Consider the following 26,171-nt stretch of genomic DNA (forward strand, 5'->3'; position numbering starts at 1 on the left):
ATACTATCGTCTGCGAAGAAGTGATTTATTCATCGGTGCCACGTGCAAGCCCGGGGAGAAAGGAAGGCTTATGCTGCAGATGATGACGGGTGTTTATGGAGCGAACGGTTCGTGTCTTCGCCCGCATGACAATGGATTCTGTCTCTGCCATATCGTCACCGATAAAATGAACCCCATTAAGCAATTCACCCTTGGAGACGCCTGTGGCCGCGAAGATCGCATCGTCGCCCTGAACGAGATCACGAAGCTGCAAAGGGGCATTCGGGTCTTCGATCCCCATATCTTTACAGCGACTTGTTTCCATCTCATCCCTCGGCAGGAGGCGAGCTTGCATATCTCCGCCGAGCGCTTTCACAGCAGCTGCAGAAATCACACCTTCAGCCGCGCCCCCGGTACCTACAAACAGGTCCACGCCGGTGCCCGTGGTTGCGCTCGCCAGGCAAGCACTTACATCCCCGTCGCCGAAAAGTTGGACGCGTGCCCCTTTCGCTCTTATCCGCTCCACCAGCTCTTCATGTCGTGCCCGTTCCTGAATAATAACGGTTACATCCTGCACGCGTTTGTTCATCATTCTGGCCACGACTTCAATGGATTTTTCGATCGGATCATCCAAACGCACAAGCCCTGCGGCTTCCGGGCCGACCACGATTTTTTCCATGTACATGTCCGGAGCATGAAGGAGGGTCCCCTTGTCGCCGATCGCGATTACCGACATCGCGTTCGAGTGTCCTTTGGCAACGATGTTCGTCCCTTCTAACGGATCGACGGCAATGTCCACTTCCGGTCCTTCGCCATTCCCTACGTTTTCACCGATGTAAAGCATGGGCGCTTCGTCCATTTCCCCTTCGCCGATAACGACCGTTCCGTTACAATGGATCGATTGAAACATCGTCTGCATCGCGGTCGTCGCCGCGTCATCCGCTTCATTTTTTTGCCCGCGACCGAGCCACTGCGCACAGGCAAGAGCAGCCGCTTCCGTCACGCGTACCAATTCCAGTGCCAATTCTCTTTCCATGTGAGGTCCTCCATCTCATTATCTTGTACCATCGTAACACAACACACTCCCCAATACCTTTTAACTCGTCCCGGCCTCACGTATAATAGGCTGAAGAGGTGAGTCTATATGTACTTTGTTGACCGATCTTTGCTTGAAAACAGACTTCAATATATGGAACATTTACTGTATTCTTTCCACGAACAAAAAGAGTGGACCGAGCCAGTGCAAAAATTAGCCCTGGAACGTTTGGCTCATCAGTGGCTGGAGGCGATGATCGACGTGGGAAATCAAATGATCGACGGGTTTATCATGCGTGATCCCGGAGGCTATAGCGATATCATTGATATTCTGGAAGATGAAAAAGTGATCGCAAAAGAAACGGCCCAATCGTTACAAGCCGTGCTTTTATGGCGAAAAACGCTCGTGCGGGATTATCTGAACGTAGACCATGAGGCGCTGGGCAAAACGTTACGTACCCATCACGAAGCGATGGCCGTTTTTCCGGATGCCGTCCGGACCTATCTTGAAGAAGAACTTGGGCCGGTATCAGCTTTTGGTCCGGAGGAAAGGTGAAGGCATGTTAGCATCGTATCACGGCTATATATTGGATCTGGACGGCACGATTTATAAGGGAAACGAAGCGATTGCAGAAAGCGTTCATTTTGTGCATGCCCTCGCGGAGCGGCGAATTCCGCATGTCTTCTTGACGAATAACTCTTCGCGAACACCGGCGGAAATCGCGGAAAAATTAAAGCGCATGGACGTGCCCGCAAGCGCCGGGCAGGTCTATACGAGCAGTATGGCCATGGCGGCTTACGTGCGTGAGCATTGGGGCGTTCAACGTCCGCCTGTTCGCGCATATGTGATTGGGTCACGGGGTCTTGTCCACGCTTTGGAAGAGATCGGCGTTGTTTTTACGGATGAAGATCCTGATGCTGTTATCGTTGGTATTGACCGTTCATTTACATATGAAAAGTTGGTGAAAGCCCAGCGGGCGCTTCTTAACGGCGCCGCGCTCCTCGCCACGAATGCAGATCGGACCATCCCCTCTGAAAACGGGTACATGCCGGGAAACGGATCGATCGTAGCCGCGATTGCAACGGCAGCCCATGTGACACCGACGTTCATTGGGAAACCGGAGCGCTGGATCGTGGAACAATCTTTATCCCTATTGGGGACGCCAAAGGCAGAGACACTTCTTGTCGGCGATAATTATGATACCGACATTCTCGCTGGCATCAATGCCGGCGTTCCCACGCTTCATGTGGATACCGGGGTAACACCTGCTGCTGAACTTACCAAAAAGGATCATCAGCCGACCCATTCACTCACGAACCTGGATGTGAAACTTCTCGGTTTATGATACTAATCCTCCGCAACGCCTTCGTTGGAATGAGCGAGACGGCTGGATGCTGCCGCAGCGATCGCCCCCACGATATCATCAAGAAAGGTGTGGCATCTCGTTTGCCCGTGATTGTTGAGTTCGGAGATAATACCCGGTTTTATTTTATCGACATAGCCGAAATTCGTCAGTCCAATCGACCCATAGACATTGACGATCGCCAGGGCGATAATTTCATCTATCCCGTATAACCCTTCGTCTGCCGCAACAATTTCCTGCAACGGAGAGCTTAGTCTTTTTTCTTCGGCGAGGCGGTCTAGTTCAATGCCGGTCAATAAAGCGTTTTGGACCTCTCGTTTGGCGAGGACACACATAACGTTGTAGCGGCATGTCTCCGCGTTTAAGTTCGGTACGTAGGGCGCTTGCAAGTCATAGACGAGCTTTGTGAGATCCTCAACGGTCACGCCCCTCTCTTCTAACGTCTGGACAGCCAGTTCGGTTGATATTTTTTCCATTTTATTCGGTCTCTCTCCTTCCGGTCTCTCTATTATCTTATTCATAACAACATGAAAAGAAACGGAACCCCTTCATGTCATCTTACTTTTTTAAAACTAAAGACGCAATGACTAGAACGACTCCCTCTGCCATACATATGTAGGAAATGGGGGTGCCCGCGTTGTTTGAAAAAAATATTTACGAGCAGTATGGACTTTACTGTGACGAGAAATTTTCGTTCGGTCAATATGAAGGATTTCGTTCCGGTGAGCACACCTATGTGCTGATGCCTTCGCTGCGGCGCCAGGACCATTTACGGGTGCAAATGGCCTGGGCGACAGAGCTGCAAAGCATGGGGATTCCCCAGATCGCAGAGCTTGTGCCCGACGTAAACGAAAAAGCGGTGACAAAGGTTGACGGCATGCAACAACTTCTATTTCGCTTGCCGCAATGGTCGCCACGAGAGGGAGCGGAAGCGACGTCGGAGGGAGAGACCCTGGCGCTGATTCATGCCTTCAGTCGCGGTTGGGTACCGGAAGTGGGCGAACTCCATCTCTACGGACGTTGGCTTTCCTTATGGGAGGCCCGAATGGAGCAGCTGGAGGCGTTTCAGCAAACGATCGCGCACAGGCTGCAAAAAACAGCCTTCGATGAACAATTTTTATATACATTTCCTTATTATCTTGGGCGTGCGGAAACAGCGATGCAATGGCTCGTCGAGGAGGGCCGTGAGCAGTTACTTCCTCCTTATGAGGCAACAATCACTCATACGCGCTTTACACCAAGGGCCTGGATGGTTGCCGATGAACACCGGACTCAGGTTAAAATGCCGTTATCGTTTGTTTATGACCATCCCGCCCGGGATATTGGCGAACAGCTGAGGTATTGGTATGAAAAAGACGACGAGGCTGAAGCCGCTGATTTCCTGCAAAAATATACGCATGGCCAACCGCTTCCTTCGCAAACGTGGGCACTCGTAGGGGCGCGGCTTTTATTTCCGTTATCCTACATCGAACTTGTCGAAGAACATTATATGAATGAAGGCGTGAGTGACGCGCGTTCGTCGGTATCCGAGGAACCATTGGAGATGGCGCTTGCAGGGGAAGAGCGTTATATGAAGCATATATCTCAATGTTTACGCGCCGAACTCCCGGAGGTAGCAAACGCACACTGGTTCACGAGAGAACGCTTAGCGAAATTTTTTTCAATGTAAGCGTTTAAATCAAGAAATCACCCCTTGTTATTTCTTCGAGAAAAGTCTATAATGTCCTTAATGAAAAGACATTTGTATTTCTCAGATGAACAAATGAAGCAGCTAAAGGGGTGGAGAGACCATGAGTGATAAAATCGGAATCGGTCTATTGGGACTTGGAACAGTGGGGAGCGGGATTATCCATATACTGGAACATCATAAAAAAGAATTGATGGCCAAAACGGGCGCCGCTGATGTGGATATTCGCAGGGTGCTCGTTCGTGATTTGGAGAAACAACGCGATGGCCATGTAAATAGAGACCTTTATACAACGCGAGCCGAGGAGGTCCTGGAGGATCCGAACATTGACCTTGTCGTTGAAGTGATGGGCGGGGTTGAGGAAGCACGGCAGTATATCGAGAAAGCACTAAAGAATCGCAAACATATTGTCACCGCAAATAAAGATCTTATGGCCTTGCATGGAGATGAGCTGTTGGCGCTTGCGGACCGGCAAAATTGTGAACTTCTTTATGAAGCAAGCGTTGCCGGAGGTATCCCGATTTTACGCTCGTTAACGGAAGGGTTGGCCTCTGACCGGATTACGAAAATGATTGGCATTGTAAACGGTACGACCAATTACATGCTCACGAAAATGACCCAGGAAGAGCTAAGCTATGATGAAGCGTTGCAGCAAGCCCAGGAGCTGGGGTTTGCCGAGAGTGATCCTACGGCGGACGTGGAAGGGTTGGATGCGGCCCGTAAGATGGTTATTTTGGCACGTCTCGGTTTTTACGCTTCGGTTCAACTGGATGAAGTTCACCTTAAAGGGATGACAGCTGTTACCGCCGAGGATATCGCTTTCGGTCAACAATTGGGCTATACGTTAAAATTGATCGGTCTTGCCGAGCGAAATGAAGAAGGAGTCGAAGTGTCCGTGGAGCCTGTGTTTATCCCTGACAGTCATCCACTCGCTTCTGTTCACGATGAATACAATGCTGTTTATGTGTATGGAGAAGCCGTCGGAGAAACGATGTTCTACGGTCCGGGAGCAGGCTCCCTTCCGACGGCTACGGCGGTTGTATCTGACGTCGTAAGCGTGATCCGCCAGATTCGTTTGGGGACGGCGAAGGCAGAAGTTAACCTTTCAGCTGATGAAGAAACCGTTTTGAAAAAAGATGAAGACATCTACGCCAAATATTTTATCCGTCTCCATGCACACGACGTCGCGGGCGCTTTCAAAAAGATCACGTCTGTCTTTACGTCGAACAAGGTGAGCTTTGAGAAGCTTATCCAACTGCCTCTGGATTCCACGGATTTAGCAGAAGTCGCCATGGTCACGCATGAAACAAGTCGCTCCAGTCTCGAAAAAATCAGCGATGATCTAGCAAGCCTGGATGTCGTAGAAACGGTAAAAAGCCGTTACCGTGTAGAAGGAGGCGAAGTCGATGTCCCCGAACAAAGGGATCTTGCACTCGTATAAAGATTATCTGCCGGTGACATCGGCGACACCGCAGCTTACCCTTCATGAAGGAGGGACGCCCCTGATTCATCTTCCGTCCTTGTCGGAAGCGTGGGGCGTGAATCTATATGTAAAGACAGAAGGCGTCAATCCCACCGGTTCATTTAAGGACCGCGGGATGGTGATGGCGGTTGCAAAAGCAAAAGAAGCGGGTAGCAAGGCGATTATCTGCGCCTCGACGGGAAATACATCGGCCTCAGCGGCGGCTTACGGCAGCCGCGCGGGCTTGCGCACGATCGTCGTGATTCCGGAAGGGAAAGTGGCACTCGGGAAGTTGGCGCAGGCAAGCATGTACGGGGCGGAAGCCTTTGAAATTGAAGGCAACTTTGATGAAGCCTTAAACATGGTTCGCGAAGTCAGTGAAAAAGAAGATGTCACACTCGTGAATTCCGTGAACCCTTATCGTATGGAGGGGCAAAAAACGGGGGCCTTTGAGATTTGTGACGTTCTCGGTCAGGCGCCGGATGTTCTCTGTATCCCCGTTGGCAACGCGGGAAATATCACGGCTTACGGGAAAGGTTTCAAGGAGTACGATGATGCCCGCGGTACCGGGCAGCCGCGCCTGTTTGGCTTTGAGGCGGATGGTGCTGCCGCGATTGCTCGGAATGAAATCGTTCCGCAACCGGATACGTTGGCAACCGCGATCCGTATCGGGAATCCTGCCAGTTGGACGGGAGCTATCGAAGCTGTCGAGCAAGCGGGCGGTGGATTTGATGCTGTAAGCGATGAAGACATTGTTGCCAGCTACCGAGGTCTGGCCAGGACGGAGGGCGTTTTCGCCGAGCCCGCTTCCTGTGCTTCACTTGCAGGTTTGCGAAAGAAACTGGCGACGGGAGAGATTGAACAGGGAAGCACGGTCGTCTGTGTGCTCACGGGTAACGGTCTTAAGGACCCGGCGACGGCCCTTGATACGAGCGATATTTCACCCGTTCGCATTTCAAACGATATTGATGTATTTCGCTCTCAATTACACCAGGAAGAGGGGGTGGGCGTCCGTGGCTGAACAACGAATGATCATTCATGTACCGGCAAGTTCGGCAAACCTGGGACCGGGGTTTGATTCGGTCGGCTTGGCGGTGGACCGTTATCTGACGCTGGAGGTCTATGAAGCGAACGCCTGGCATTTTACCACTTCTTCTCCCCATCTGGAAGGGATTCCTTCGGGAAAAAAGAACATGGTCTATGAAGTCGCCCGGGCCATGGCGGCAACGAAGCAGAAAGCGTTACCCCCCTGCCATGTGCATATGAGCTCTGACATTCCGCTCGCGCGTGGCCTCGGAAGCAGCGCTGCGGCGATCATCGCAGCGATTGAGCTCGCTGACCAATTGGTGGCCCTGGGCTTGACAAAGGAAGAAAAATTACGGTTCGCGAGCATACTGGAAGGGCATCCGGACAATGTCGGCGCTTGCCTTTACGGGGGGCTAACCATTGGCATGCATAGCGATGATAAAACGCGTGTCGTCACTCGTCAGCTCCCGGAAGTTGATCTCGTATTAATGATTCCGAGCGATGAATTGCTCACATCGAAAGCGAGAGAGGTGTTGCCGGAGACACTGTCCTACCGGGAGGCCGTGAAAGCAGGGGCGAGCGGCAATGTTCTGGTTGCTGCCCTGTTATCCGGGAACTGGCCTTTGGTCGGGGAAATGATGGGCGTTGACCGCTATCATCATCCTTATAGGAGTGCATTGATTCCCGGTCTTTCCGAAGCCCTTCATGATGTCAGGGGGTATGGCGTCTATGGAGCCGCGTTAAGCGGGGCAGGTCCGACGGTTCTTTGTCTCACACCGTTAGGCCGGGGCCAGGAGATTGCGGCCGCGATCCAGAACGATTATCCGGAGTATCATGTGGAAGCAGCCAAGCCGGCCGTGCAGGGTGTCGAAGCTCATGATGCTATCGAAGCGTCTGTCGCTTCTTTTTGAAAAATAAAAACGTCAATAATGGCGACCTAATACAGGTAAGTTCCTCCGGATTAAGTCATCAAAAGCGGTTTATGACGACCCTACGCATATGTTTGCCTTGAGTTAGGTCGTCGATATTGGTTTATGGCGACCTAACGCCTGTGGTTGATTGCGATTAGGTCATCAAAGGTGTTGCACTAATGCAGTACGGCTGAAATAAGAGGCTACACTGAAAATACGGACAAATCCACTAGGTGATCGGTAAAAACTGTCCGAATAGAACATTCATTCGGCCAAAAGAAGGGGCTGATCAGCAAAAAGTGTCCGAAATAGGGATTTATTCGGACACACCGGCTAGGCAAGCGGTAAAAATTGTCCGTAAAAACTGAACAGAAAAAAGCTCCGAACCATTATGTTCGGAGCTTTTAATACAGGAGTTAAAAAACCTGTTCAATTTCCGTTATACCCGGCACCTCTTCAGTCAGTGCCCGCTCGATGCCTGCTTTTAATGTAATCGTTGAGGACGGGCAAGTCCCGCACGCGCCCATCAAACGTAATTTTACAATGCCGTCTTCGACTTCGACCAGTTCAACGTCGCCACCATCACGAAGAAGGAACGGCCGGAGCTTTTCGATTACTTCCTGTACCTGTCCGGTGATGTCTACAGTCTCTGTCATCGTAAACACTCCTTTCTCTTTACACTCCATTATAGTACCCTGATCACTAAAAATCCATGATTCACGCTTATCTTTAGCAAAAAGGATGTTTGAAAAGTCATTTCATTGTACAATTAGTATAGGGAGGAGGCGTTGATATGTCAATTACCATTAACGTTTACGGTGCAGAGAAAAAATGCGCAAGTTGCGTGAATCAGCCGTCGGCGCTGGAGACAAAAGAATGGCTGGAAGCATTGCTGAATAGGAAATATCAAAATCAAAAGCTGAGTTTCGATTATATCGATATCGAAGATCCGAAAAAAGGACACGAGGCCCTTTCCAACGATATTATCGAAAACGACCGGCTTTATCCACTTGTAACCATTAATGGCGATGTGGTTGCCGAGGGGCCTCCGCAAATCAAGACCATCTACGCCAAGATGGACGATTTAACGGGATAACGATAAAAGCAGCTCCCTTTCGTTGCGAGGAGCTGTTTTTTTCAAACACCGGAGTGGTACTTGTACATCCATAAGACACCGCTTTTCAGGAGGCGGGCTACGCGTCCGGTAACGGCTCCTTTTTCTCCCATCATCGTTCCGAACCCTTTTTTCTTGCCGAGTGATCCGAGCGTTCCTTTCAGTTTCATTTCCGGCATCGTGTCCGGGAGTTCCTCTCCCTTCCATTGCATCTTCAATATATCCACAATTTGCTCTCCCTGTTTTTCGGCGAGTTGCGCGCTCGGTGCATGGGGGAGACTTGCACAGTCCCCGACCACAAAAGCATCCGGGTGTCCGGGGATATGGTGATGTTCAGTGAGGATGATATGTTCGCTATCATCGTGTTCGACATCCAAATGGCGAGCGACACTTGCGGGTTGAACGCCTGCTGTCCAGATAACGGCATCGGACTTGATGCGATCGTCGTGGTTGTAAAGGGCGCCGTCGGCCACTCGGGTGATGTTGGAATTGCTGATGATATCGACGTCGTGTTTCTCGAACCAGGAGGTCACATAAGAGCTCAGTCTTCTCGGGAACATCGGTAAAATCGTTTCCCCGCGATCGAATAATTGCACAGATAGATCATGACGGCTTTCCCGAAGCTCTGCCGCCAGCTCCACGCCTGATAACCCGGCACCGACCACGGAGACACTGGACCGGGGAGGAAGGTTACTGATCGCTTCATATGTACGCCTCGTGTTCTCCATGCTTTGGATACTGAAGGTGTACTCTTTCGCGCCGGGAACACCGTGATATTTGTCTTCTGCTCCCAGCCCGATCACCAGTTTATCGTAGGCCAATGTCTCATTGCTTGCCTGATCAGTGGAGAGGGTGATGATTTTTTCATCAAGATCAATGCCATGGGCTGTTCCGAAATGGTGTCGGACATGTTTGGGAAAAGGTGCACGGATATCATGATCCGATTCTGTACCGGCAGCCAAAGCATAATATTCGGTTTTAAGACAATGGTACGGCAATTTGTCGACAAGAATGATTTCATAATCGTCGGGTAAGTCTTTGGGACCTAATTGCTGCATGACTTTCATTCCGCCATAGCCGCCGCCCAATATGACAAGTTTTTGCATATATGAGTGCCCCTTTGATGATAATGGGTGCGGAGGGGGTAGCTTTATAAAATATACCCAAATGCCCTCGCGGTTATCATGAATGGTTGTTATCGTAAAACACACTTCTTAAATTATAACGATTTTGTAAATAGAAGACAACACATACTAGAGGTGAGAAGTGGGAGGTGGGAGAAGAGACAAGCGGTTCTGTTGACGCAAGGAGCCAAAGACGCTACCATAAATGAGTGCAGCGTATCATACAAGCGTGATGGGAGTTTGTAACATGGAAGGTGAAAAAAATGTTTCCAATCGTCGAGTTCTGTGTGAGTAACTTGGCTAGCGGAACCCATCCTGTGCTGGAAGAATTGGAAAAGGACCCGGGCCTTGAAGTTGTCGAGTATGGCTGCCTCGGATTTTGCACAACTTGTGCCGATAACGACTATGCCCTTGTAGACGGTGAAGTTGTTACAGGTGCAGATAACGATGAGTTGCTCGCCAATATTTATTCTTTCATGGAAGAAAATGGCATGATATAGAGGAAAAGCACGTATGTTCCGGACAGACGTGCTTTTTTTGGCAGATTCCCCTGGTCCGGAAGTCAGACATCGGAAGTTCATAGGCATTTTCCGGCCTCTGGCCTCCGAACTCTGACCTCTGGAATAACACATACATTTAAGGCCCTCCGTATCTTTTAGCCCGGCGATCGGCCTTGACTTCATGGACGACAAAGATCGCGTGAACGGCTGCCGGAATCCAGAATAATAAGAGGAGAAAGAGATTAAGGATGGCTTGAAAGGGCTTGCCGACGACTAATAAAGCAACAGGCGGTAAAATAACACCTAATAAATAGAGCACGATAAACACCCCAGCTAATGATATAACCATATCTTATTCATGATTATTCCCGCTTATTCAGGATGGGCAAACCACAGTTTCGCGCAATTTTCGAGTATTTCCCGGGAAATAAGACAATAGAGCTTCATTGACGATCACTGTTTTTGCGCTATACTGTCAACAAGGAGGTAGTCATTATGGAGTTACCTTTTGAAAACACTTGGCCGTACGAGCGGATTCAGGATGATATTTATTTTAACGAATGCCCGCATTGTGGCGCTGAAAATGTGCTGACATATATGAAAAAGAAACAAATGAACAACGCAGTTGACGGGATAAAAACCCCTTTAATCATGCCCTGCTGCAATTATAAGATAACGATCGCATATGCTGATGACGATTATTTGTGGGCAACGGAACGTTTGCGAAAGTGAGGCATTCAGAAGTGAAGTTTACGAAAATGCATGGTCTTGGAAATAGTTATATATATGTTGACAGCTTCCGGGAATCATTGCCGAATGAGGAAAAGCTTCCTGCTTTGGCTGTCAAAGTCGCAGACCCTCACACCGGAATTGGCTCCGATGGGCTGATTCTCATATTGCCGTCTGAGATCGCAGATGTTCGTATGCGTGTATTTAATAACGACGGCTCGGAAGCAAAAAATTGCGGGAATGGTCTGCGTTGTGTAGCAAAATACGTTTATGAACATCGGTACGTTCAGAAAGAAGAATTCTCGATTGAAACCCTTGGGGGCATCGTCACTGCCAACGTTCATCCAAGTCGTACGGGAGAAGTCCATGAAGTTACCGTGGACATGGGGCTCCCGAAGCTCAAGCGAAAGGAAATGCCGATGCGCGGCGAGGGCGCCGCCCTTGATGAGCCTGTGATCGCTTCAACCGAACACGTCAATGGCACAGATTACACCTTTACGGCCGTTTCCATGGGAAATCCCCATGCCGTATTTTTCGTGGAGAATGTTGCTGAGGCTTCAGTAGAAACGGATGGACCAGTCGTGGAAAACGCTGATCTTTTTCCGGATGGAACGAATGTGGAATTTATTTCCATTATGAGCGAGACGGAAATGAACTTTGCGGTATGGGAGCGAGGCAGCGGTGTGACGCGTGCGTGTGGCACAGGCGCATGCGCAGCGGTCGTGGCGGCTGTATTGAACGGCAAAGCAAGTAAGGACAAAGATATCACCGTTCACTTGCCGGGCGGCGATTTACTGATTCGCTGGTCTTCAAGAGATGACCACGTGTGGATGAAAGGGCAGGCGGTCACCGTGTGCGAGGGCACTTACATGGATCATTGAGGATTTAAACAAACATTTGTTTAAGCCCGTTCCTGGTTGACGGAAATCGCTTTCAGTGGTATCTTTTAAGCAAGATGAACTGTTAAAACCTTATCCTCGTCCAATGCCCGGAGAGGTTCTAAGGTTAACAGCCAGTTTACTTCCGCGGAGTAAACTGGCTTTTTTTAGTTATTTTTTAGGGAGAGGTGGATGATTTATGGATTTTACATTGTCGGAAGAACAGAAAATGGTACAGAAAACAGTTCGTAACTTTGTTGACGATGAAATTATGCCCTACATCGGCGAGTGGGACGCGCGCGGTCATTTTGAACACAGTGTCCTGGATAAGATGGCTGAGCTTGGGCTTATGGGCATCTGCATTCCGGAGAAATACGGCGGAAGCGGCATGGATTACAATACGCTTGCCATCGTTTGCGAAGAGCTGGAGCGTGGTGATACCGCTTTTCGGACCGCAACGTCCGTCCACACCGGTTTGAACAGCATGACGATTTTGCAATGGGGCACGGAAGAGCAGAAACAAAAATACCTAACCCCTCTTGCTTCCGGGGAAAAAGTGGGCGCATTCGGACTCACGGAACCGAACGCAGGCTCCGATGTGGCCGCCATGAACAGTACGGCGGAAAAATACGGCGATTATTATATTCTGAATGGGTCCAAAACATGGATCTCATTGTGCGACATTGCTGATTATTTTCTCGTCTTTGCCTATACCGGCGACCGCTCCGGCAAACATGGCAATATTTCCGCCTTTATTGTTGAACGGGAGTGGGCTGGATTTAGCTCACAGGCGATCAAAGGCAAACTCGGCATTCGTGCGGGCAACACCGGTGAAATTTTCTTCGATGATATGAAAGTGCCGAAAGAAAATCTCCTCGGTGAAGAAGGAGAAGGCTTTAAGATCGCCATGTCCGCCCTTGATAACGGCCGCTTCACGGTCGCAGCAGGGGCTTGCGGCCTGATTATGGCCTCCCTGGAAGCCTCGGTCGCCTATTGCCATGAGCGCAAAACATTTGGCAAAGAAATCGGCAAGCACCAACTTGTCCAGCAAATGATTGCCAATATGGAAGCGGGCCTGCAGATGAGCCGTTTGCTCGTGTACAAAGCCGGCGAATTGAAAAACAAGGGTGTGCGCAATACCAGGGAAACGTCGCTGGCGAAATGGCAAGCCTGTAATTTTGCCAATGAAGCGGCCAATGATGCGGTGCAAGTTCACGGAGCGTACGGTTACTCGAATGAATACCCGGTGGAGCGTTACTTGCGAAACTCGAAGGCGCCGGTCATCTACGAGGGAACCAGGGAGATTCATACGATTATGCAGGCGAGCTACGCGCTCGGAATGACCGAGGATAAGCCATTAAGAAAAATGTTGCCGGCGTGGCCTTTTGAGGAATAGGTTTCTGTAGAAATGGAGGATAAAAATGGAAAATGCTTTAAAAGGAATAAAAGTGCTCGATCTTTCCCGCGTTTTGGCCGGCCCTTTGGGGACTATGCTTCTGGCCGACATGGGCGCCGACGTCTTGCGCGTGGAGCAACCCGGCGGCAGCGATGATATTCGCCATTGGTACCCATTCGTGGAAGGGGAGAGCACCTATTATATGGCCGCAAACCGGAATAAACGCTCGATGACGTTGAATTTAAAGACGGACCAGGGACGCTCCCTTTTTGAGGAACTTGTCAAAACCGCCGATGTTGTCGTGGAGAATTTTAAGACGGGGACACTGGACCGTCTCGGGCTTGGCTACGAGCGTTTGCAGACTATTAAACCGGATATTATCCTTTGCTCCATCACCGGTTACGGACAAACCGGCCCTATGCATAAACACCCCGGTTATGACCCGGTCATCCAGGCCGTCAGTGGTTTAATGGATGTGACCGGTGAAAAGGATGGAGAAGCCACACGGGTGGGCATACCCGTTTCTGACATTATGAGTTCCCATTACGTCGCCATTAGTATTTTGGGAGCCTTGCGGGTACGCGACCAGGAGCAAAAGGGGCAACATATCGATCTTTCCCTTTTGGATGTGCAAGTCAGCTCTATGGCAAACGTGGCTAGCAGTTATCTGTTAAAAGATCATGTCACAAAAAGAATCGGCAACGCCCACGGAAATATTACACCCTATGAAACATTTAAATGCGCTGATGATCCAATCATGATCGCGGCCGGCAATGACCGGATGTTCGCGCAAGTGGCGCATGTGTTGGGGCATCCGGAATGGGCGGAAGATGAGCGCTTTAAGACGAATCATGATCGTATCGAAAACCGTGACGAGCTCCGGTCATTGCTCGAATCCGTATTCGTTCAAAAAACCGCCGCGGAGTGGGAAGAACAGCTTACTGATCACGGGGTGCCGTGCGGTGCCGTGAACGACATCCAACAAGTGTTTGACCACCCCCAGGTGCAGCACCGTGAAATGGTGAAGACGGGTCAACATGAAAAATTAGGAGAAGTGGCATTCGTCCGGAATCCCATCCGCACCAACGGGGAAACGTTACCCATTGATAGTGCCCCGCCCATACTGGGGGCAAACACGGAGGAAATATTGACAGAAACCTTCGGTTTTGGTGAAGAACGTTTACAGGCACTCAAAAAAGAAGGTATCATTTAAGGTAGTTGAAGGAAATACGATCGGAGGCCGAAAATGATAACAGTTGAAAAGAAATGGACGAAAAAAAGCCATGACCGCGTGCTTGTCGTCGGTATAGATGCCGATCGTGATCAACTTCCGGGCGAGCTGGAAAAAGGCAACAAAACGTTCTTCACTGCATTGAACCGTGACTGGGAGAACGAAAGGATAGCGACCGAAAACGGAAAAATAACAACGCTGACTCTCATGGACGAAGGGGAAGACCTGCGGGGAGTAATCTTCGTCGGTCTTGGCAAAAGTGAAGAGCGCACGTTTCCGTCCTTGAAGGAAGCGTTTGGCGCTGCCATTAAAACCGTAAATGAGCAGAAAGAAACGAAGGTCGGCGTCTTGCTGGATACCTTTTGCAATGATTCGTTTTCTGTGTATACGGTAACCCAAGCCTTTGCTGATGCATCCTTAACCGCTTCCTATCGTTTTGATGTTTACAAAACAAAAACAGATGAGCCGCTGAACTATGATTACACCCTCTACACTGAGGAGGGGGAATCCCAGGCGATAAGAGAAGGCATTCATCATGGCCGTGCGCTTGGCCAGGGCGTTAATCTTGCGCGCACACTCGTCAATCTCCCTGCGAATGATTTAACCCCCGGTGCATTGGTCAATGAAGCAGAGGCGCTAGCGAACCGATATGATGACTTATCAGCGGAAATCCTCGACAAAGAGGAGCTGGAATCCCTGGGGATGCACGCGCTTCTGGCCGTGAACCGGGGATCGGACCAGTCGGCACACATGATCGTTTTGCGGTATCAAGGAGAGGAAACCTGGCATTCGCCATTGACCCTCGTCGGCAAAGGGATAACGTATGATTCCGGCGGCTATTCCATAAAGCCGGGGCATGGAATGAAAACGATGAAATCGGATATGGGCGGCGCGGGTGCTGTGCTCGGCGCCTTCGAAACGATCGGACGCATGCAACCGGAGAAAAACGTGATGGCTGTCATTCCCGTCACCGAAAACCTTATCAACGGATCAGCGATGAAACCGGGGGATGTGTTAAGCACATTTGATGGTCAGACGATTGAGGTAACCAATACAGATGCGGAAGGGCGATTGATCCTCGCGGATGGCGTTGCCTATGCCCGGCATCTGGGTGCGAGTCAAATCGTTGATGTATCAACACTTACCGGTTCATGCGTTGTGGCACTGGGTGATGTCATAACAGGAACGGTAGCCAACGACGACACGTTTTATAACGTGTTCTCGAAAAGCGCCGAAAAAGCAGGGGAACCCGTTTGGCGTTTTCCTACGCATCCGCGTTTCGAAGAAATGGTGCGTTCAAGTCATGTGGCCGATTTGGAAAATTCCCCCGGGCGCGAAGGAGGGGCGATTACCGCCGGACTTTTTATCAAGGCATTTGTTCACGATACCCCGTGGATCCATGCGGATGTCGCCGGCACTGCCTATCTCGAGCGCGAAACGCCGCATGGCCCTAAAGGGGGAACGGGTGTAATGGTACGTACGCTCGCGATGCTTGCGCACGAATAATATCTGTAAGGGAGTTATTTTCCATGGCCACTCAACATACGTGTTTTATAGCCGGGCATGCTAAACTTCCGCAAGGAATGGCGGCGAAAAGTGTCTTTGATTCGCTCACGATTACGGCGGAAGTGGACCGCAAATATGGGGTGATTCTCGAAGCTTCATGTACGCTGGCGACCGATCATGGTCGCCAATATATTCATGATCTTTTAAAAGGGATCAGTCTGCGGACTGAGTTGGCGGAAGCGGAAGCATTAATCGCCCGCCAGTATAAAGGAAAAGCGACCAACGCGTTGATTGCCGCCGTCCAGGATTTGTATCGCCAATACGAAGCCATGTTGGAAGGGAATGAGGAAGTATGAACGCACGTTATCAAAAAACGATGACCGGCGGGGAAGCAGTGGTCGAATGCATGCGCATTGAGGGTGTCGAGCGCGTGTTTACCGTGCCCGGCGAGAGTTTCCTTGCCGTGCTGGACGCTTTGGAGCATCAGGCATCGATCCGGCTCCTATCGAATCGGCACGAAGGCGGAGCCGGTTTTATGGCGGAAGGTTATGCAAAAGTGAGCGGAAAGCCAGGCGTTCTCATGGCGACACGGGGTGTGGGCGCGGCCAACGCCTCTATCGCGATACATACCGCTTATCAGGACTCCACGCCCCTCGTCGTTTTTCTCGGACAGGTTAAAAGAGGATTTCGTGGCCGCGAAGGATTCCAGGAAGTAGATTTCGCGCGCAATTTTAATGAAATGGTCAAATGGACGACAGAAATCAGTGATGCGGAACGGGTGCCGGAATTGGTGCAAAAAGCGTTTCGCGTCGCACAAAGCGGACGCCCGGGGCCTGTGCTCGTCTCTTTGCCCGAAGATATGCTGCGGGATGAGGCGTTGATGACATTTGGCCCTGCGGCTCATAAAGCAAGGCCTGTCCCTTCTTCTGTAGAAGCTGCTCAATTCCAGGCATTATTGGAGCGGGCAGAGCGTCCTGTGGTGATCGCGGGAGGCGGGGTGCTTTTAGCAGGGGCCGAGAAGGCTTTGCTTGATTTTGCTGAGAAGTTTGACATTCCGGTCATCGCCGGCTTTCGCAGGCAGGACTTTATGGACAATCATCATCCGGCATACGTGGGACACATGGGTTTAGGGGCGCCCCGATCGCTCGTGAACCATTTTCAGGAGGCGGATCTGGTGATTGCCCTGGGAACGAGATTGTCGGAGGCAACATCCCAGGATTATACGCTTCTGAATTGGGACCAGGCGCTCGTTCACGTTGATATTGATCCCAATACGCTCGGTAAGGTCTATCCTCCCGACCTCGGCATCGTTGCCGATTTAAAAATGGCATTGCAAACCTTTACGGAAAAGCCCATTCATCGTAAATGGACAGAGTGGCTGCAGACATGCAAGCAATCCTTTGATCACTTGGTGGAGAAGCCGGGAGATGATTCGATCTATAGCGCGGTGGTTGAATCTCTTTATGAGCGCTTACCTGCAGATGCTCTTCTCACCAATGATGCCGGCAATTATGCCACGTGGGTGAATGCCCGTTTTCGCTTGAAACGGCCACACTCGTTCATCGGTCCGACGAATGGGGCGATGGGATATGGACTGCCGGCTGCCATCGGTGCCAAAAACGCCGTGCCGGACCGCCTGGTCGTTGCCCTCTGCGGCGATGGCGGAGTGCTGATGACTTTCCAGGAAATTGAAACGTCCATACGTGCTGAATGTCCGGTCATCTGTGTGGTATTCAACAATAACATGTACGGGACGATCCGCATGCACCAGGAAATGCATTATCCGGAAAAAGTGATCGGAACCGATCTGGGCAGCATTGATTTTGCCAAGCTGGCCGAGGCGATGGGGGCTACCGGTTTGCACGCGGAAGATACGGAGGAATTCAGGACAGCTTTAGAAGCCGCCCTGCAATCAAGGCAGACGACCGTCATAGATGTAAAATGCGATGAAGAACCGTATGTTGCCTACCAAAAAACGATCGCAGACATGCGCGAGGTGTTTTAGTCATAGTTTAGGATAAATCGAAGGAGGCATTATCCATTGAAAATCGCTGTTCTTGGTGCTGGTCTAATGGGAAAAGAAGTGGCAAGAGATCTCGTCAAAAGTCCCGGGGTTGAAGCCGTTGCACTGACCGATATTGATATAAAACAAGTAGAACGCGCGAGTGCACAACTTGACTCTTCCCGTTTGGGCGGGTATCAACTGGATGCCAACAACTTTGCTGCATTATCTACTTTTATTGCCGATTATGATGTCGTCGTTAACGCCCTTTTTTACTCTTTTAATGTCACGGTAGCCAATGCAGCCATCGAAGCGGGTGTCCATTGTGTGGATTTGGGTGGACACATCGGCCATGTAACGGAACAAGTGCTCAAAAAGGATAAGGATGCCAAACAAAAAGGCGTGACGCTTATTCCCGATCTCGGGGTTGCGCCGGGGATGATCAATATTTTATCCGGACATGGTGTGAGCAAACTCGACCGGGCCCAATCGATTAAGTTATTCGTCGGCGGCATTCCTCTACGGCCGGAACCGCCACTGGAATATAATCATGTCTTTTCCATGGAAGGGGTCTTTGATCATTATACCGACCCTGCAACGATCATCCGTAACGGGAATAAGCAGTGTGTCGCCTCTTTGTCGGAAACAGAACCTATCTATTTTGATCAGTTCGGACCATTGGAGGCTTTCCACACTTCCGGCGGGACATCGACGTTGATTGGCTCTTACCCGAACTTGAACACATTGGAATATAAGACGATTCGTTACCCCGGCCATGCCGAAAAATTTAAGCTCCTTGTCGATTTGAACCTGACGGAAAGAGACTATGCCATCGATATAAATGGCCAGGAAGTCCGGCCTCGCGATGTTTTGCTGAAAGTGCTCGATCCCATCGTGGATTTGAAAGATAAAGAGGATGCTGTCCTCCTGCGTGTTATCGTGGAAGGCAGCAACGAAGGAAAGGCAAAGACATACACATATGAAATGACCACGTTCAAGGATCGCGACAGTCATATAACAGCAATGGCAAAAGCCACAGCCAATACGATTTCAGTGGTGGCACAAATGGTGGCAGCAGGGGAAATAACGAAACGAGGCGTCTATCCACCTGAGCAAATCGTGCCCGGAGACACTTATATAGAGGCGATGGCCAGGCGAGGGGTGCATATTATGGAATCTGTAATGGATTAGGCAGAGTTATTCGAAGTGATTTCAATACCATTTTGAATGATTTCTTCTACAATTCCAACGGTGATAGGGCGGTGGGAGTGGGGGGTTACAAGGTAAAGTCAAAGTAAAACGATTTTTAAGGGAATAAAAATCGCCTTTCTAAGACGAGCCCGAGGGAGATCACATCGCCCTCTCGGATTGGTTCGATCCCCGTCGTTCGAGGGATGACAACGTGATTCTTGGTCCCTCTCGGAGTGAGATACCCTGCCTTTGGGGTATAACAACACGATTCAAGTGTCATAAAGATCGGAGCGATCTCCGGTCCCTCGGACATCCGCGAATATATTTGGACTTTGACGGAACCGTGGCGCAGGGCGGCTTACTTCGTTTGCTCTGATTTCATCCCGGAGATGACGTATACTTCTCGGTCTGAATCGTAATTAAGTGCAAACGTCTCCTCAAAATAGGCTCTGTTTCCCGCGCCATCTTCAACGGAAGATGTTTTCATATGGACGATGGCCCCATCATTTTTAGCAGCGACCTCCACGCTATCGATGTCTCGGTGTAATAATGAATCAACCTCTATATAATCGTTAAAATCGTCGGGTTCCATTAAATGGGGGCGATGAAATTGGTTATAGATCTCCAGTGCCATGTCTTCGCTGTAATAATCCTGGAGGTCTTCCACCATATGCGCTCCGGTTTCTGTATCGATGTCGCCTTCATTATCACTCAAAAAATGCTGTGTCCACTCTTGTATGGCTTTTAGCGACTGAACAAGATCGTCCTTTTCTCCTGTGAAAACATCTTCGACAAGTGGTCTCGGTTTTTGGATCTGTGCTTCTTCCCCCGCTTGGTTGTCTGACTGGGCGGTGGCAGGTAAAGCCAGCACCGTAAACAGGAAAAGAATACAAAGAGATATGCTTTTCTCCATTTGCACAACCCCCTCTATATACATAGAATGCCAATCGGGAAGGCGTTTTATCCAAAAAAAACCGGGGCCTACCCCCGGCTTATTGCTTGATTAAATTCAGTTCAGCTAAATACTCTTCATAAGTGAGTTTTTTGTCGATGACTTTCTCAGGCGTGAATTCGATGATGCGATTGGCGATCGTTTGAATGAACTGGTGGTCATGGGATGAGAATAGAACGGAACCGTTAAAATCACTCAAGGCATTGTTGAGCGCGGTAATGGACTCGAGGTCCAAATGGTTCGTCGGTTCATCCAAAATCAACACATTGGCGCCGCTCAGCATCATTTTTGACAGCATGCAGCGCACTTTTTCGCCCCCGGAAAGAACCGGTGCCTTTTTCAGCGCTTCTTCGCCGCTGAACAGCATTCTTCCCAGGAAGCTGCGGATGAACGTTTCATTTTCATCATCGGAATATTGACGCAACCAGTCAACGAGATTTAAGTCAACGCCTTCAAAATAAGGGGAATTGTCTTTTGGAAAATAAGACTGGCTTGTGGTGACCCCCCATTTGTTGTAGCCTTCATCCGGCTCAAGTTCCCCGGCGAGAATGCGGAATAGTGTTGTTTTTGCCAGTTCCTGGTCACCGACAAACGCTACTTTTTCATTGGGTTCGAGTGTGAAGCTGACGTTGTCCAAAACTTTGTTTCCGTCAATCTTTTTGGAGAGCCCTTCGACGGTCAACAAATCATTGCCGATTTCCCGGTCGGGTTTAAAGGCAACATATGGCGTACGTCGTGATGACGGTTTAATGTCATCCAGCTGAATTTTTTCCAATGTTTTCTTTCTTGATGTCGCTTGCTTGGATTTGGATTTATTCGCGCTGAAACGTTCGATAAACGCTTTTAAGTCCTTGATCTTTTCTTCTTTTTTCTTGTTTTGTTCTTTGGCCATTTGGCGCGCCAGCTGGCTCGATTCATACCAGAAGTCGTAATTTCCGACATAGAGCTCGATTTTGCCGTAATCGATGTCGGCGATATGCGTACAGACGCTGTTTAGGAAATGGCGGTCGTGGGAAACGACGATGACCGTGTTCTCGAAATTGATCAAGAATTCCTGGAGCCATTGGATCGCCTTAATGTCCAGATCGTTCGTCGGCTCATCGAGCAGAAGGATGTCGGGATTTCCGAACAAGGCTTGCGCGAGCAGTACCTTGACCTTATCGGAACCGGCGATTTCCGACATCTTTTTGTGATGCAGATCATCTGTGACGCCGAGGCCATTCAGCAAGGAGGCGGCTTCATTGTCGGCATCATAACCGTTCAATTCCGCAAACTCCCCTTCAAGTTCAGCGGCGCGCATGCCATCTTCATCGGAGAAATCCGGTTTCATATAGATAGCGTTCTTTTCCTGCATGACTTCATAAAGGCGAGCGTGGCCCATGATCACCGTATCGAGCACTCCGTATTCTTCATACGCGTAGTGATCCTGCTTGAGAACGGCGAGCCGCTGGTTTTTGCCGATATGCACTTCTCCGGTCTGAGCTTCAATCTCTCCGGAAAGAATCTTCAAAAATGTCGATTTGCCGGAACCGTTTGCGCCGATTAATCCGTAACAATTACCGGGATTGAACTGGATATTGACTTCTTCAAAAAGTTTTTTATCACCGAAACGTAAAGCGATATTTTCGCAACTGATCAAAAGATATCGACCCTTTCTTATATGAAAATAACCAAAAAATGGTTGCGTGTTTTATGAGTAAACAGTCTGTTTTCCATCATAACACGTTTTTGGCTTTAATACACGTTCCTGAATGTGAACGGTGCACGGTTTCGTCAAAGTCCTAATATGACGTGGAGGAGATATCACTAGGTGGCAGATCTTTTGGTTTGGTGGCGCCATTGGCTGTAAGGATCGGTTGGATTATGGCTTCCCAGCTAATTGTTCGGGTCCACTTTCCAGGATAACTGTAATTTTTAACGCTTGCTTGCCCAGTCGATTTGTCCGTATAAGCGGCCTCTTTCGGATATTTTTTGGCCGATCGATGCTGGTTGTGTCCGAATGAGCCTCCTATTCGGACAATTTTAGATGACTACCCCCTTCTTATGTCCGAATGAATGCTCTATTCGTACAGTCTTCCCCGCTCATCCAGTGGATTTGTCCGAATGGACGACACGACAAGAAACACATATATAGGCTGGTGTTCATAAAATATTTGCATCAGATAACCTAAAGGATGTGTCTCTTTGGCTAATCATGAAAGGTATTACGTACGTGGAAATACTGCTGATGGACTTATTGATTACTTCCCGTCCAATCTCAATGGGGAAAAAGTGATTGCGCTGGAACATCCGTCCGAAACATTGAAAACGGCAGTCATGAAACAATTAATCAACAAGCTTGAAAAGAACGACCCGTTAGAAATTCTTTTAAGCCCCCATGGGTACGATTATCTGGATGGATTGATCATACGTGAAAAAGCCATCACTTTTGTTACTGACACGGTTCAGACCAAGGGTACATTAGAAGAAGCATTTGATCTGGGCACGTACGTGCCGGCTTCTTTGTCAAATGATTTCTTGGAGGCAGACAATAAGTATCAAGATAAAAAACAATCTGCATACAGCGATTTTGCAACAGGACTTCGCATCCATGACGACCTGGAGGATATTTATATCGCGGAAATGGATGTTGCAAAAGCGGAAACACTCACAGAGACATTCATTGTCAAGTTGCTTCAGGATGTTCAGAAAAAAGGGCGGACAGCACATGAATACCACCGTTTATTCGGTACAAATACTTCTGACGGCATTGTAAATGAAGTTCCGCATTTAAAGGGGAAATTTTCAAATGTTTATTATATTAAAGGGCGGGCAGGGACCGGCAAATCCACGTTCATGAAAAAAATTGGGGAGGCATGCAAGCAGCATGGTTTCGACGTTGAATTTTACCACTGCAGCTTTGATCCTGGAAGCATCGATATGCTGATTGTGCGCGATCTTGATTTTTGTATGTTTGACAGCACTGACCCCCATGAGTTTTTTCCTGACAGGGAGACAGAGGTAATAGTGGATCTTTATAAAGAGGCGGTAACCCCCGGAACAGATGAGAAGTATGCAGATGAAATCAATCAGGTCAATGGCGCTTATAAAGCTTATATGAAAAAAGGATTAAAGCATCTTGTTGCTGCGGGAACTTATCTGGAAATAATGGAAGATCAGTTTACATTTGATGAAACACAAGTAAGCGCGATCACAGAAGATTTGATGGCGTATATACAGTCTTAATCAGCATAAGGGAGGCCCTTTTGTAACTGGTTATAACGGTGTTATCAATACCAGTATTGTGGGGGCCTCCTCCAATACTGCGGTGTCCGCACTGTCCAATAGTTGTTCGCGGCGGCTATTGTTTGAAAATGAATCGCGATGACTTGTGATACGGCTATTAAACTGTCCGCATTTCTGGCATATACCGGACGTAACATTTGTCTGATCTCTTCGGAAGTCTGTGTAACCTCCACCCCATGTTGTGAGAGCTTAACTGCTAATTCAAATCCTTCTTCTGGCGTTTTTGTTTGCAACGTTTGCAGCTGATCATTCGACAAGCCGTTCACTTCCTTTGTATATTTTATATTTATATACATATGCGCTTGCAAACCGGCTAGAAGAAAATACATAAAAATAAGAAAAAACCCTCTGGATATAATAAAAACAAAAACCCCCGGCACATTTCACGCCGGGGGCAACATATTCCTTAGTACGTTTTCACGGTATTATAAAATGTATCTCTTTCCACGGGGGTTTTGTTTGCACCTTTAATCATGTGTACGAGTTCTTTTCGCGTGATTCCCTGTTCAGTCAATGCGCCGACAGAATGGGAGATCCGCTCTTCGATCAGCGTGCCGTGAATATCGCTGGAGCCGAACGTGAGCGCCATTTGCGTCAGTTGCGGGCCGATGTTAATCCAGTAAGCTTTAATGTGCGGGAAGTTGTCGAGCATCAGCCTGGAAATCGCGATCGTGCGCATATCATCAAATGAGGACGTGCGTCGTTCCAGTCCCGCTTTCTTTTTACGTGGCTGCATGGCCAGCGGGATAAAGACCATAAAGCCGTTGGTGCGATCTTGCAGCTGGCGGACGCGGTCCATATGGATTAAGCGCTCTTCGTACGTATCGATGGAGCCGTAAAGCATTGTTGCATGTGTTTTTAATCCCAGGTCATGGGCGATTTCATGGGCTTCCAGCCATTCGTCGGTACTTGCTTTTTCAGGGCTCATCTTCGCCCGGTAGCGCTCGGTGAGAATTTCGGCGCCCCCTCCGGGGAGCGTGTCAAGTCCGGCGTCGATCAATTCTTGCAGGACTTCCCGCATGGAAAGGCCGGCATGGCGGGCGAAGAATTCAATTTCCGCTGCCGTGTATGCTTTAACGGTTGCACTTGGATAATTCTTTTTCAGCGCGCGAACCGTATTTAAGTAATAGTCAAAAGGTACATCTGTGTTATGTCCGCCGACGATATGGAATTCACGTATGTTATCATTCCAGCGGTCGCTGACATATTTAAGCAACTCGGCCTCATCCATCGTATAAGCGCCTTCTTCGCCGGGCTTGCGCTTGAAACCGCAGAACGCACAGTTTGCTTCACACACATTCGTGGGATTAATATACATGTTTTCTATAAAATAAACGCTGTCGCCGTTTTTTCGCTCGTTGACTTCATTGGCCATCTGCGCGACGGTGAGCAAGTCGGCGGAGTTGTATAATGTCAGGCCATCTTCAATCGTCAGACGTTCTCCGTTCTGCACTTTTTCACGGATGGCTTGCAGCTCGGCATCTTGTATTAACGTAGCCATTTTAGTCCTCCTTAGATAGCTCGCGTAAATCTTATGTTGCCTTCTCCTATTATACATCCGAACAGGCCGCAGGGGAAGCAATCCATGAATATTCCACGTTTTTTAATTGAGAAATTGGGAATATGGACGTAAACGCTTTGCCTCCATGTTTATTTTAGGTTAAAATAGACAAATAAAGACAAAACGCAAAGGTAATGGAAAAAGTAGCAGGGAAGGTGAGTACGTGATGAATAATCTCGGTGTTATCGAGAGCCACAAGGAAGAAGATATAGAGCAGTTACGCACCAAAATGGTGGATGCAGCGAGTACATATGGGATGGAACATCCACTCGTACTGTATTACAGCCGCCAAATTGATCGGAAGCATACAGCTCTGTTGAAGAAATGAACGGTTTCCATATGCAGGAGGCAAGCGTCAGGGCATGTCTCCTGTATCATTTTTCAGGACGCTGGACTTTTAAACCGTTGTCATTTATGCTATCATTTAAATACTTCAACGTCGCTGTCTGACGTATGAAGCACATACATGAATGACACTTTCTTTAGCCTTTTAAAGTCGGAAGGAGGCAAATGAAGATGATCGAAATTACCGATGCCGCGATCACGAGGGTTAAAGCCATGAAGGAAGAAGAAGGCGATCCTTCCTTGATGTTAAGAGTCGGAGTCAAGGGCGGTGGCTGCAGTGGCCTATCATATGGGCTCGGATTCGATACGGACCAGAATGAAGATGATACCGTTATCGACAAGTCGGGCTTGGGCGTTCTCATTGATGGGGAGAGCAGGCCGGTTATTAACGGTCTCGTCATTGACTATAAAGAAAACATGATGGGTGGCGGATTTACCATGGATAATCCGAACGCTCTTTTATCGTGTGGGTGTGGGGCATCATTCCGAACGAAGGAAAATGTCGGCACCCCGGAAAATTGTTAAAACGAAAAAAGTCCGTATGCGGCACAAACCGTCATACGGACTTTTTTATCTCACTTCTCACTTCCCACCTCTCACCTCTAGAACATGTGCGTGCTATGCCCGGGTTGTAGGCGAGCGGAAGGATCCATATAGGACTTGGCATTACTTACAGCCGTCGGTGCTTCGCCAAATCCGGTGGCTATGAGCTTCACTTTGCCATCGAAGGAGGTAATATCTCCGACAGCATAGATCCCCTTGATGTTCGTTTCCATGCGGGAATTGACGATAACGGAGTTCTTTGTCGTATCGAGCCCCCACGTTTTAATGGGACCGAGGGAAGAGATGAACCCATAGTTCACGATCACGTTGTCGACGTCGACCACTTTTTG

Annotated in this window: 29 protein-coding genes; 19 read left to right on the forward strand and 10 right to left on the reverse strand. The window is 49.1% G+C overall.

Going from position 1 to position 26,171, the window contains the following annotated elements; genetic code table 11:
- Nucleotides 1–25: 25 nt before the first annotated feature.
- Nucleotides 26–1,015, reverse strand: coding sequence for a class II fructose-bisphosphatase (gene glpX, locus BLS58_RS14785; RefSeq protein WP_090399573.1), 990 nt, complete (start codon nt 1,013–1,015; stop codon nt 26–28).
- Between the two features lie 108 nt (nt 1,016–1,123).
- On the opposite strand from glpX, the gene BLS58_RS14790 reads away from it, so the two are divergent.
- Together BLS58_RS14790 and BLS58_RS14795 are read left to right on the forward strand one after the other, a co-directional pair.
- Nucleotides 1,124–1,570, forward strand: coding sequence for a DUF86 domain-containing protein (locus tag BLS58_RS14790; protein ID WP_090399574.1), 447 nt, complete (start codon nt 1,124–1,126; stop codon nt 1,568–1,570).
- A 4-nt stretch (nt 1,571–1,574) separates the two neighbouring features.
- The gene (locus BLS58_RS14795; RefSeq protein WP_090399576.1) at nt 1,575–2,360 is read left to right on the forward strand and encodes a TIGR01457 family HAD-type hydrolase; all 786 of its coding nucleotides are present in this window, start codon (nt 1,575–1,577) and stop codon (nt 2,358–2,360) included.
- 2 nt (nt 2,361–2,362) lie between these two features.
- On the opposite strand, the gene BLS58_RS14800 is transcribed toward BLS58_RS14795, so the two are convergent.
- Nucleotides 2,363–2,854, reverse strand: coding sequence for a phosphatidylglycerophosphatase A family protein (locus BLS58_RS14800; protein ID WP_245723197.1), 492 nt, complete (start codon nt 2,852–2,854; stop codon nt 2,363–2,365).
- A gap of 161 nt (nt 2,855–3,015) precedes the next feature.
- Between BLS58_RS14800 and yutH the strand changes: the two genes are divergently transcribed.
- From yutH to thrB, 4 genes are all read left to right on the forward strand, one after another.
- Complete coding sequence (gene yutH, locus BLS58_RS14805) at nt 3,016–4,047, forward strand: spore coat putative kinase YutH (RefSeq protein WP_176764783.1); 1,032 nt, start codon at nt 3,016–3,018, stop codon at nt 4,045–4,047.
- A gap of 121 nt (nt 4,048–4,168) precedes the next feature.
- The gene (locus BLS58_RS14810; protein ID WP_090399580.1) at nt 4,169–5,506 is read left to right on the forward strand and encodes a homoserine dehydrogenase; all 1,338 of its coding nucleotides are present in this window, start codon (nt 4,169–4,171) and stop codon (nt 5,504–5,506) included.
- Nucleotides 5,472–6,548: a threonine synthase gene (gene thrC / locus BLS58_RS14815; protein WP_090399582.1), complete on the forward strand. Its 1,077-nt coding sequence runs from the start codon at nt 5,472–5,474 to the stop codon at nt 6,546–6,548. The genes BLS58_RS14810 and thrC overlap by 35 nt, the downstream gene beginning before the upstream one ends.
- Nucleotides 6,541–7,464: a homoserine kinase gene (gene thrB, locus BLS58_RS14820; RefSeq protein WP_245723198.1), complete on the forward strand. Its 924-nt coding sequence runs from the start codon at nt 6,541–6,543 to the stop codon at nt 7,462–7,464. Before thrC ends, thrB begins: the two co-directional genes overlap by 8 nt.
- Before the next feature lie 416 nt (nt 7,465–7,880).
- On the opposite strand, the gene BLS58_RS14825 is transcribed toward thrB, so the two are convergent.
- Nucleotides 7,881–8,150 carry a NifU family protein gene (locus BLS58_RS14825; RefSeq protein ID WP_245723199.1) on the reverse strand — a complete coding sequence of 90 codons (270 nt, stop codon included), beginning with the start codon at nt 8,148–8,150 and terminating at the stop codon, nt 7,881–7,883.
- Between the two features lie 107 nt (nt 8,151–8,257).
- On the opposite strand from BLS58_RS14825, the gene BLS58_RS14830 reads away from it, so the two are divergent.
- Entirely contained in the window at nt 8,258–8,560 is a 303-nt protein-coding gene (locus BLS58_RS14830; RefSeq protein ID WP_090399586.1) for a DUF1462 family protein, read from the forward strand.
- A 41-nt stretch (nt 8,561–8,601) separates the two neighbouring features.
- On the opposite strand, the gene BLS58_RS14835 is transcribed toward BLS58_RS14830, so the two are convergent.
- A complete protein-coding gene (locus BLS58_RS14835) occupies nt 8,602–9,684 on the reverse strand; it encodes an NAD(P)/FAD-dependent oxidoreductase (protein WP_090399588.1) in 1,083 nt (360 codons plus the stop codon).
- A gap of 281 nt (nt 9,685–9,965) precedes the next feature.
- Here BLS58_RS14835 and BLS58_RS14840 point away from each other — a divergent pair, with 281 nt between their 5' ends.
- Nucleotides 9,966–10,202 carry a YuzB family protein gene (locus BLS58_RS14840; protein WP_090399590.1) on the forward strand — a complete coding sequence of 79 codons (237 nt, stop codon included), beginning with the start codon at nt 9,966–9,968 and terminating at the stop codon, nt 10,200–10,202.
- A 136-nt stretch (nt 10,203–10,338) separates the two neighbouring features.
- On the opposite strand, the gene BLS58_RS14845 is transcribed toward BLS58_RS14840, so the two are convergent.
- Nucleotides 10,339–10,521 (reverse strand): YqaE/Pmp3 family membrane protein, encoded by a 183-nt coding sequence (locus tag BLS58_RS14845; protein ID WP_143018929.1) that lies wholly within the window; start codon nt 10,519–10,521, stop codon nt 10,339–10,341.
- A 176-nt stretch (nt 10,522–10,697) separates the two neighbouring features.
- Here BLS58_RS14845 and BLS58_RS14850 point away from each other — a divergent pair, with 176 nt between their 5' ends.
- The 8 genes from BLS58_RS14850 (at nt 10,698) to BLS58_RS14885 (ending at nt 19,135) form a co-directional block, all read left to right on the forward strand.
- Nucleotides 10,698–10,934 (forward strand): hypothetical protein, encoded by a 237-nt coding sequence (locus BLS58_RS14850; RefSeq protein WP_090399593.1) that lies wholly within the window; start codon nt 10,698–10,700, stop codon nt 10,932–10,934.
- Between the two features lie 26 nt (nt 10,935–10,960).
- Nucleotides 10,961–11,812 (forward strand): diaminopimelate epimerase, encoded by an 852-nt coding sequence (gene dapF, locus BLS58_RS14855; protein WP_218126249.1) that lies wholly within the window; start codon nt 10,961–10,963, stop codon nt 11,810–11,812.
- Between the two features lie 196 nt (nt 11,813–12,008).
- Nucleotides 12,009–13,205, forward strand: a complete 1,197-nt coding sequence (locus BLS58_RS14860; RefSeq protein ID WP_090399597.1) for an acyl-CoA dehydrogenase family protein — start codon at nt 12,009–12,011, stop codon at nt 13,203–13,205.
- A gap of 25 nt (nt 13,206–13,230) precedes the next feature.
- Entirely contained in the window at nt 13,231–14,418 is a 1,188-nt protein-coding gene (locus tag BLS58_RS14865; protein ID WP_090399598.1) for a CaiB/BaiF CoA transferase family protein, read from the forward strand.
- Between the two features lie 33 nt (nt 14,419–14,451).
- Entirely contained in the window at nt 14,452–15,942 is a 1,491-nt protein-coding gene (locus BLS58_RS14870) for a leucyl aminopeptidase (RefSeq protein WP_090399600.1), read from the forward strand.
- A 23-nt stretch (nt 15,943–15,965) separates the two neighbouring features.
- Entirely contained in the window at nt 15,966–16,298 is a 333-nt protein-coding gene (locus tag BLS58_RS14875; protein WP_090399602.1) for a DUF3870 domain-containing protein, read from the forward strand.
- Nucleotides 16,295–17,947, forward strand: coding sequence for a thiamine pyrophosphate-dependent enzyme (locus tag BLS58_RS14880; RefSeq protein WP_090399604.1), 1,653 nt, complete (start codon nt 16,295–16,297; stop codon nt 17,945–17,947). The genes BLS58_RS14875 and BLS58_RS14880 overlap by 4 nt, the downstream gene beginning before the upstream one ends.
- A 36-nt stretch (nt 17,948–17,983) precedes the next feature.
- Nucleotides 17,984–19,135, forward strand: a complete 1,152-nt coding sequence (locus BLS58_RS14885; protein ID WP_090399606.1) for a saccharopine dehydrogenase family protein — start codon at nt 17,984–17,986, stop codon at nt 19,133–19,135.
- Between the two features lie 358 nt (nt 19,136–19,493).
- Here the strand turns inward: BLS58_RS14885 and BLS58_RS14890 are convergent, their stop codons facing one another.
- Complete coding sequence (locus BLS58_RS14890; RefSeq protein ID WP_090399608.1) at nt 19,494–20,048, reverse strand: hypothetical protein; 555 nt, start codon at nt 20,046–20,048, stop codon at nt 19,494–19,496.
- 79 nt (nt 20,049–20,127) lie between these two features.
- Nucleotides 20,128–21,726, reverse strand: a complete 1,599-nt coding sequence (locus BLS58_RS14895; RefSeq protein WP_090399609.1) for an ABC-F family ATP-binding cassette domain-containing protein — start codon at nt 21,724–21,726, stop codon at nt 20,128–20,130.
- Between the two features lie 545 nt (nt 21,727–22,271).
- Here BLS58_RS14895 and BLS58_RS14900 point away from each other — a divergent pair.
- Nucleotides 22,272–23,312, forward strand: a complete 1,041-nt coding sequence (locus BLS58_RS14900) for a hypothetical protein (protein WP_090399611.1) — start codon at nt 22,272–22,274, stop codon at nt 23,310–23,312.
- A gap of 44 nt (nt 23,313–23,356) precedes the next feature.
- Here BLS58_RS14900 and BLS58_RS14905 read toward each other — a convergent pair whose 3' ends face one another.
- Together BLS58_RS14905 and mqnE are read right to left on the reverse strand one after the other, a co-directional pair.
- Nucleotides 23,357–23,629 (reverse strand): hexameric tyrosine-coordinated heme protein, encoded by a 273-nt coding sequence (locus BLS58_RS14905; protein WP_090399621.1) that lies wholly within the window; start codon nt 23,627–23,629, stop codon nt 23,357–23,359.
- A gap of 149 nt (nt 23,630–23,778) precedes the next feature.
- The gene (gene mqnE / locus BLS58_RS14910) at nt 23,779–24,873 is read right to left on the reverse strand and encodes an aminofutalosine synthase MqnE (protein WP_090399612.1); all 1,095 of its coding nucleotides are present in this window, start codon (nt 24,871–24,873) and stop codon (nt 23,779–23,781) included.
- 226 nt (nt 24,874–25,099) lie between these two features.
- On the opposite strand from mqnE, the gene BLS58_RS14915 reads away from it, so the two are divergent.
- Both BLS58_RS14915 and BLS58_RS14920 read left to right on the forward strand, forming a co-directional pair.
- Entirely contained in the window at nt 25,100–25,261 is a 162-nt protein-coding gene (locus BLS58_RS14915; protein ID WP_090399614.1) for an aspartyl-phosphate phosphatase Spo0E family protein, read from the forward strand.
- A gap of 188 nt (nt 25,262–25,449) precedes the next feature.
- Nucleotides 25,450–25,803 carry a HesB/IscA family protein gene (locus tag BLS58_RS14920; RefSeq protein ID WP_090399616.1) on the forward strand — a complete coding sequence of 118 codons (354 nt, stop codon included), beginning with the start codon at nt 25,450–25,452 and terminating at the stop codon, nt 25,801–25,803.
- A gap of 77 nt (nt 25,804–25,880) precedes the next feature.
- On the opposite strand, the gene BLS58_RS14925 is transcribed toward BLS58_RS14920, so the two are convergent.
- Nucleotides 25,881–26,171 (reverse strand): NAD(P)/FAD-dependent oxidoreductase (locus tag BLS58_RS14925; RefSeq protein ID WP_143018930.1); only part of this gene is annotated, 291 nt, incomplete at its 5' end.

The organism is Natribacillus halophilus (genome assembly GCF_900100185.1).
Taxonomy (GTDB): domain Bacteria; phylum Bacillota; class Bacilli; order Bacillales; family Marinococcaceae; genus Natribacillus; species Natribacillus halophilus.

Coding starts and splice junctions, on each gene's coding strand:
- glpX (WP_090399573.1), bottom strand. CDS start 1,015: ATGGAAAGAGAATTGGCACTGGAATTGGTACGCGTGACGGAAGCGGCT.
- BLS58_RS14790 (WP_090399574.1), top strand. CDS start 1,124: ATGTACTTTGTTGACCGATCTTTGCTTGAAAACAGACTTCAATATATG.
- BLS58_RS14795 (WP_090399576.1), top strand. CDS start 1,575: ATGTTAGCATCGTATCACGGCTATATATTGGATCTGGACGGCACGATT.
- BLS58_RS14800 (WP_245723197.1), bottom strand. CDS start 2,854: ATGGAAAAAATATCAACCGAACTGGCTGTCCAGACGTTAGAAGAGAGG.
- BLS58_RS14810 (WP_090399580.1), top strand. CDS start 4,169: ATGAGTGATAAAATCGGAATCGGTCTATTGGGACTTGGAACAGTGGGG.
- thrC (WP_090399582.1), top strand. CDS start 5,472: ATGTCCCCGAACAAAGGGATCTTGCACTCGTATAAAGATTATCTGCCG.
- BLS58_RS14825 (WP_245723199.1), bottom strand. CDS start 8,150: ATGGAGTGTAAAGAGAAAGGAGTGTTTACGATGACAGAGACTGTAGAC.
- BLS58_RS14830 (WP_090399586.1), top strand. CDS start 8,258: ATGTCAATTACCATTAACGTTTACGGTGCAGAGAAAAAATGCGCAAGT.
- BLS58_RS14835 (WP_090399588.1), bottom strand. CDS start 9,684: ATGCAAAAACTTGTCATATTGGGCGGCGGCTATGGCGGAATGAAAGTC.
- BLS58_RS14840 (WP_090399590.1), top strand. CDS start 9,966: ATGTTTCCAATCGTCGAGTTCTGTGTGAGTAACTTGGCTAGCGGAACC.
- BLS58_RS14850 (WP_090399593.1), top strand. CDS start 10,698: ATGGAGTTACCTTTTGAAAACACTTGGCCGTACGAGCGGATTCAGGAT.
- dapF (WP_218126249.1), top strand. CDS start 10,961: ATGCATGGTCTTGGAAATAGTTATATATATGTTGACAGCTTCCGGGAA.
- BLS58_RS14860 (WP_090399597.1), top strand. CDS start 12,009: ATGGATTTTACATTGTCGGAAGAACAGAAAATGGTACAGAAAACAGTT.
- BLS58_RS14865 (WP_090399598.1), top strand. CDS start 13,231: ATGGAAAATGCTTTAAAAGGAATAAAAGTGCTCGATCTTTCCCGCGTT.
- BLS58_RS14870 (WP_090399600.1), top strand. CDS start 14,452: ATGATAACAGTTGAAAAGAAATGGACGAAAAAAAGCCATGACCGCGTG.
- BLS58_RS14875 (WP_090399602.1), top strand. CDS start 15,966: ATGGCCACTCAACATACGTGTTTTATAGCCGGGCATGCTAAACTTCCG.
- BLS58_RS14880 (WP_090399604.1), top strand. CDS start 16,295: ATGAACGCACGTTATCAAAAAACGATGACCGGCGGGGAAGCAGTGGTC.
- BLS58_RS14890 (WP_090399608.1), bottom strand. CDS start 20,048: ATGGAGAAAAGCATATCTCTTTGTATTCTTTTCCTGTTTACGGTGCTG.
- mqnE (WP_090399612.1), bottom strand. CDS start 24,873: ATGGCTACGTTAATACAAGATGCCGAGCTGCAAGCCATCCGTGAAAAA.
- BLS58_RS14915 (WP_090399614.1), top strand. CDS start 25,100: ATGAATAATCTCGGTGTTATCGAGAGCCACAAGGAAGAAGATATAGAG.
- BLS58_RS14920 (WP_090399616.1), top strand. CDS start 25,450: ATGATCGAAATTACCGATGCCGCGATCACGAGGGTTAAAGCCATGAAG.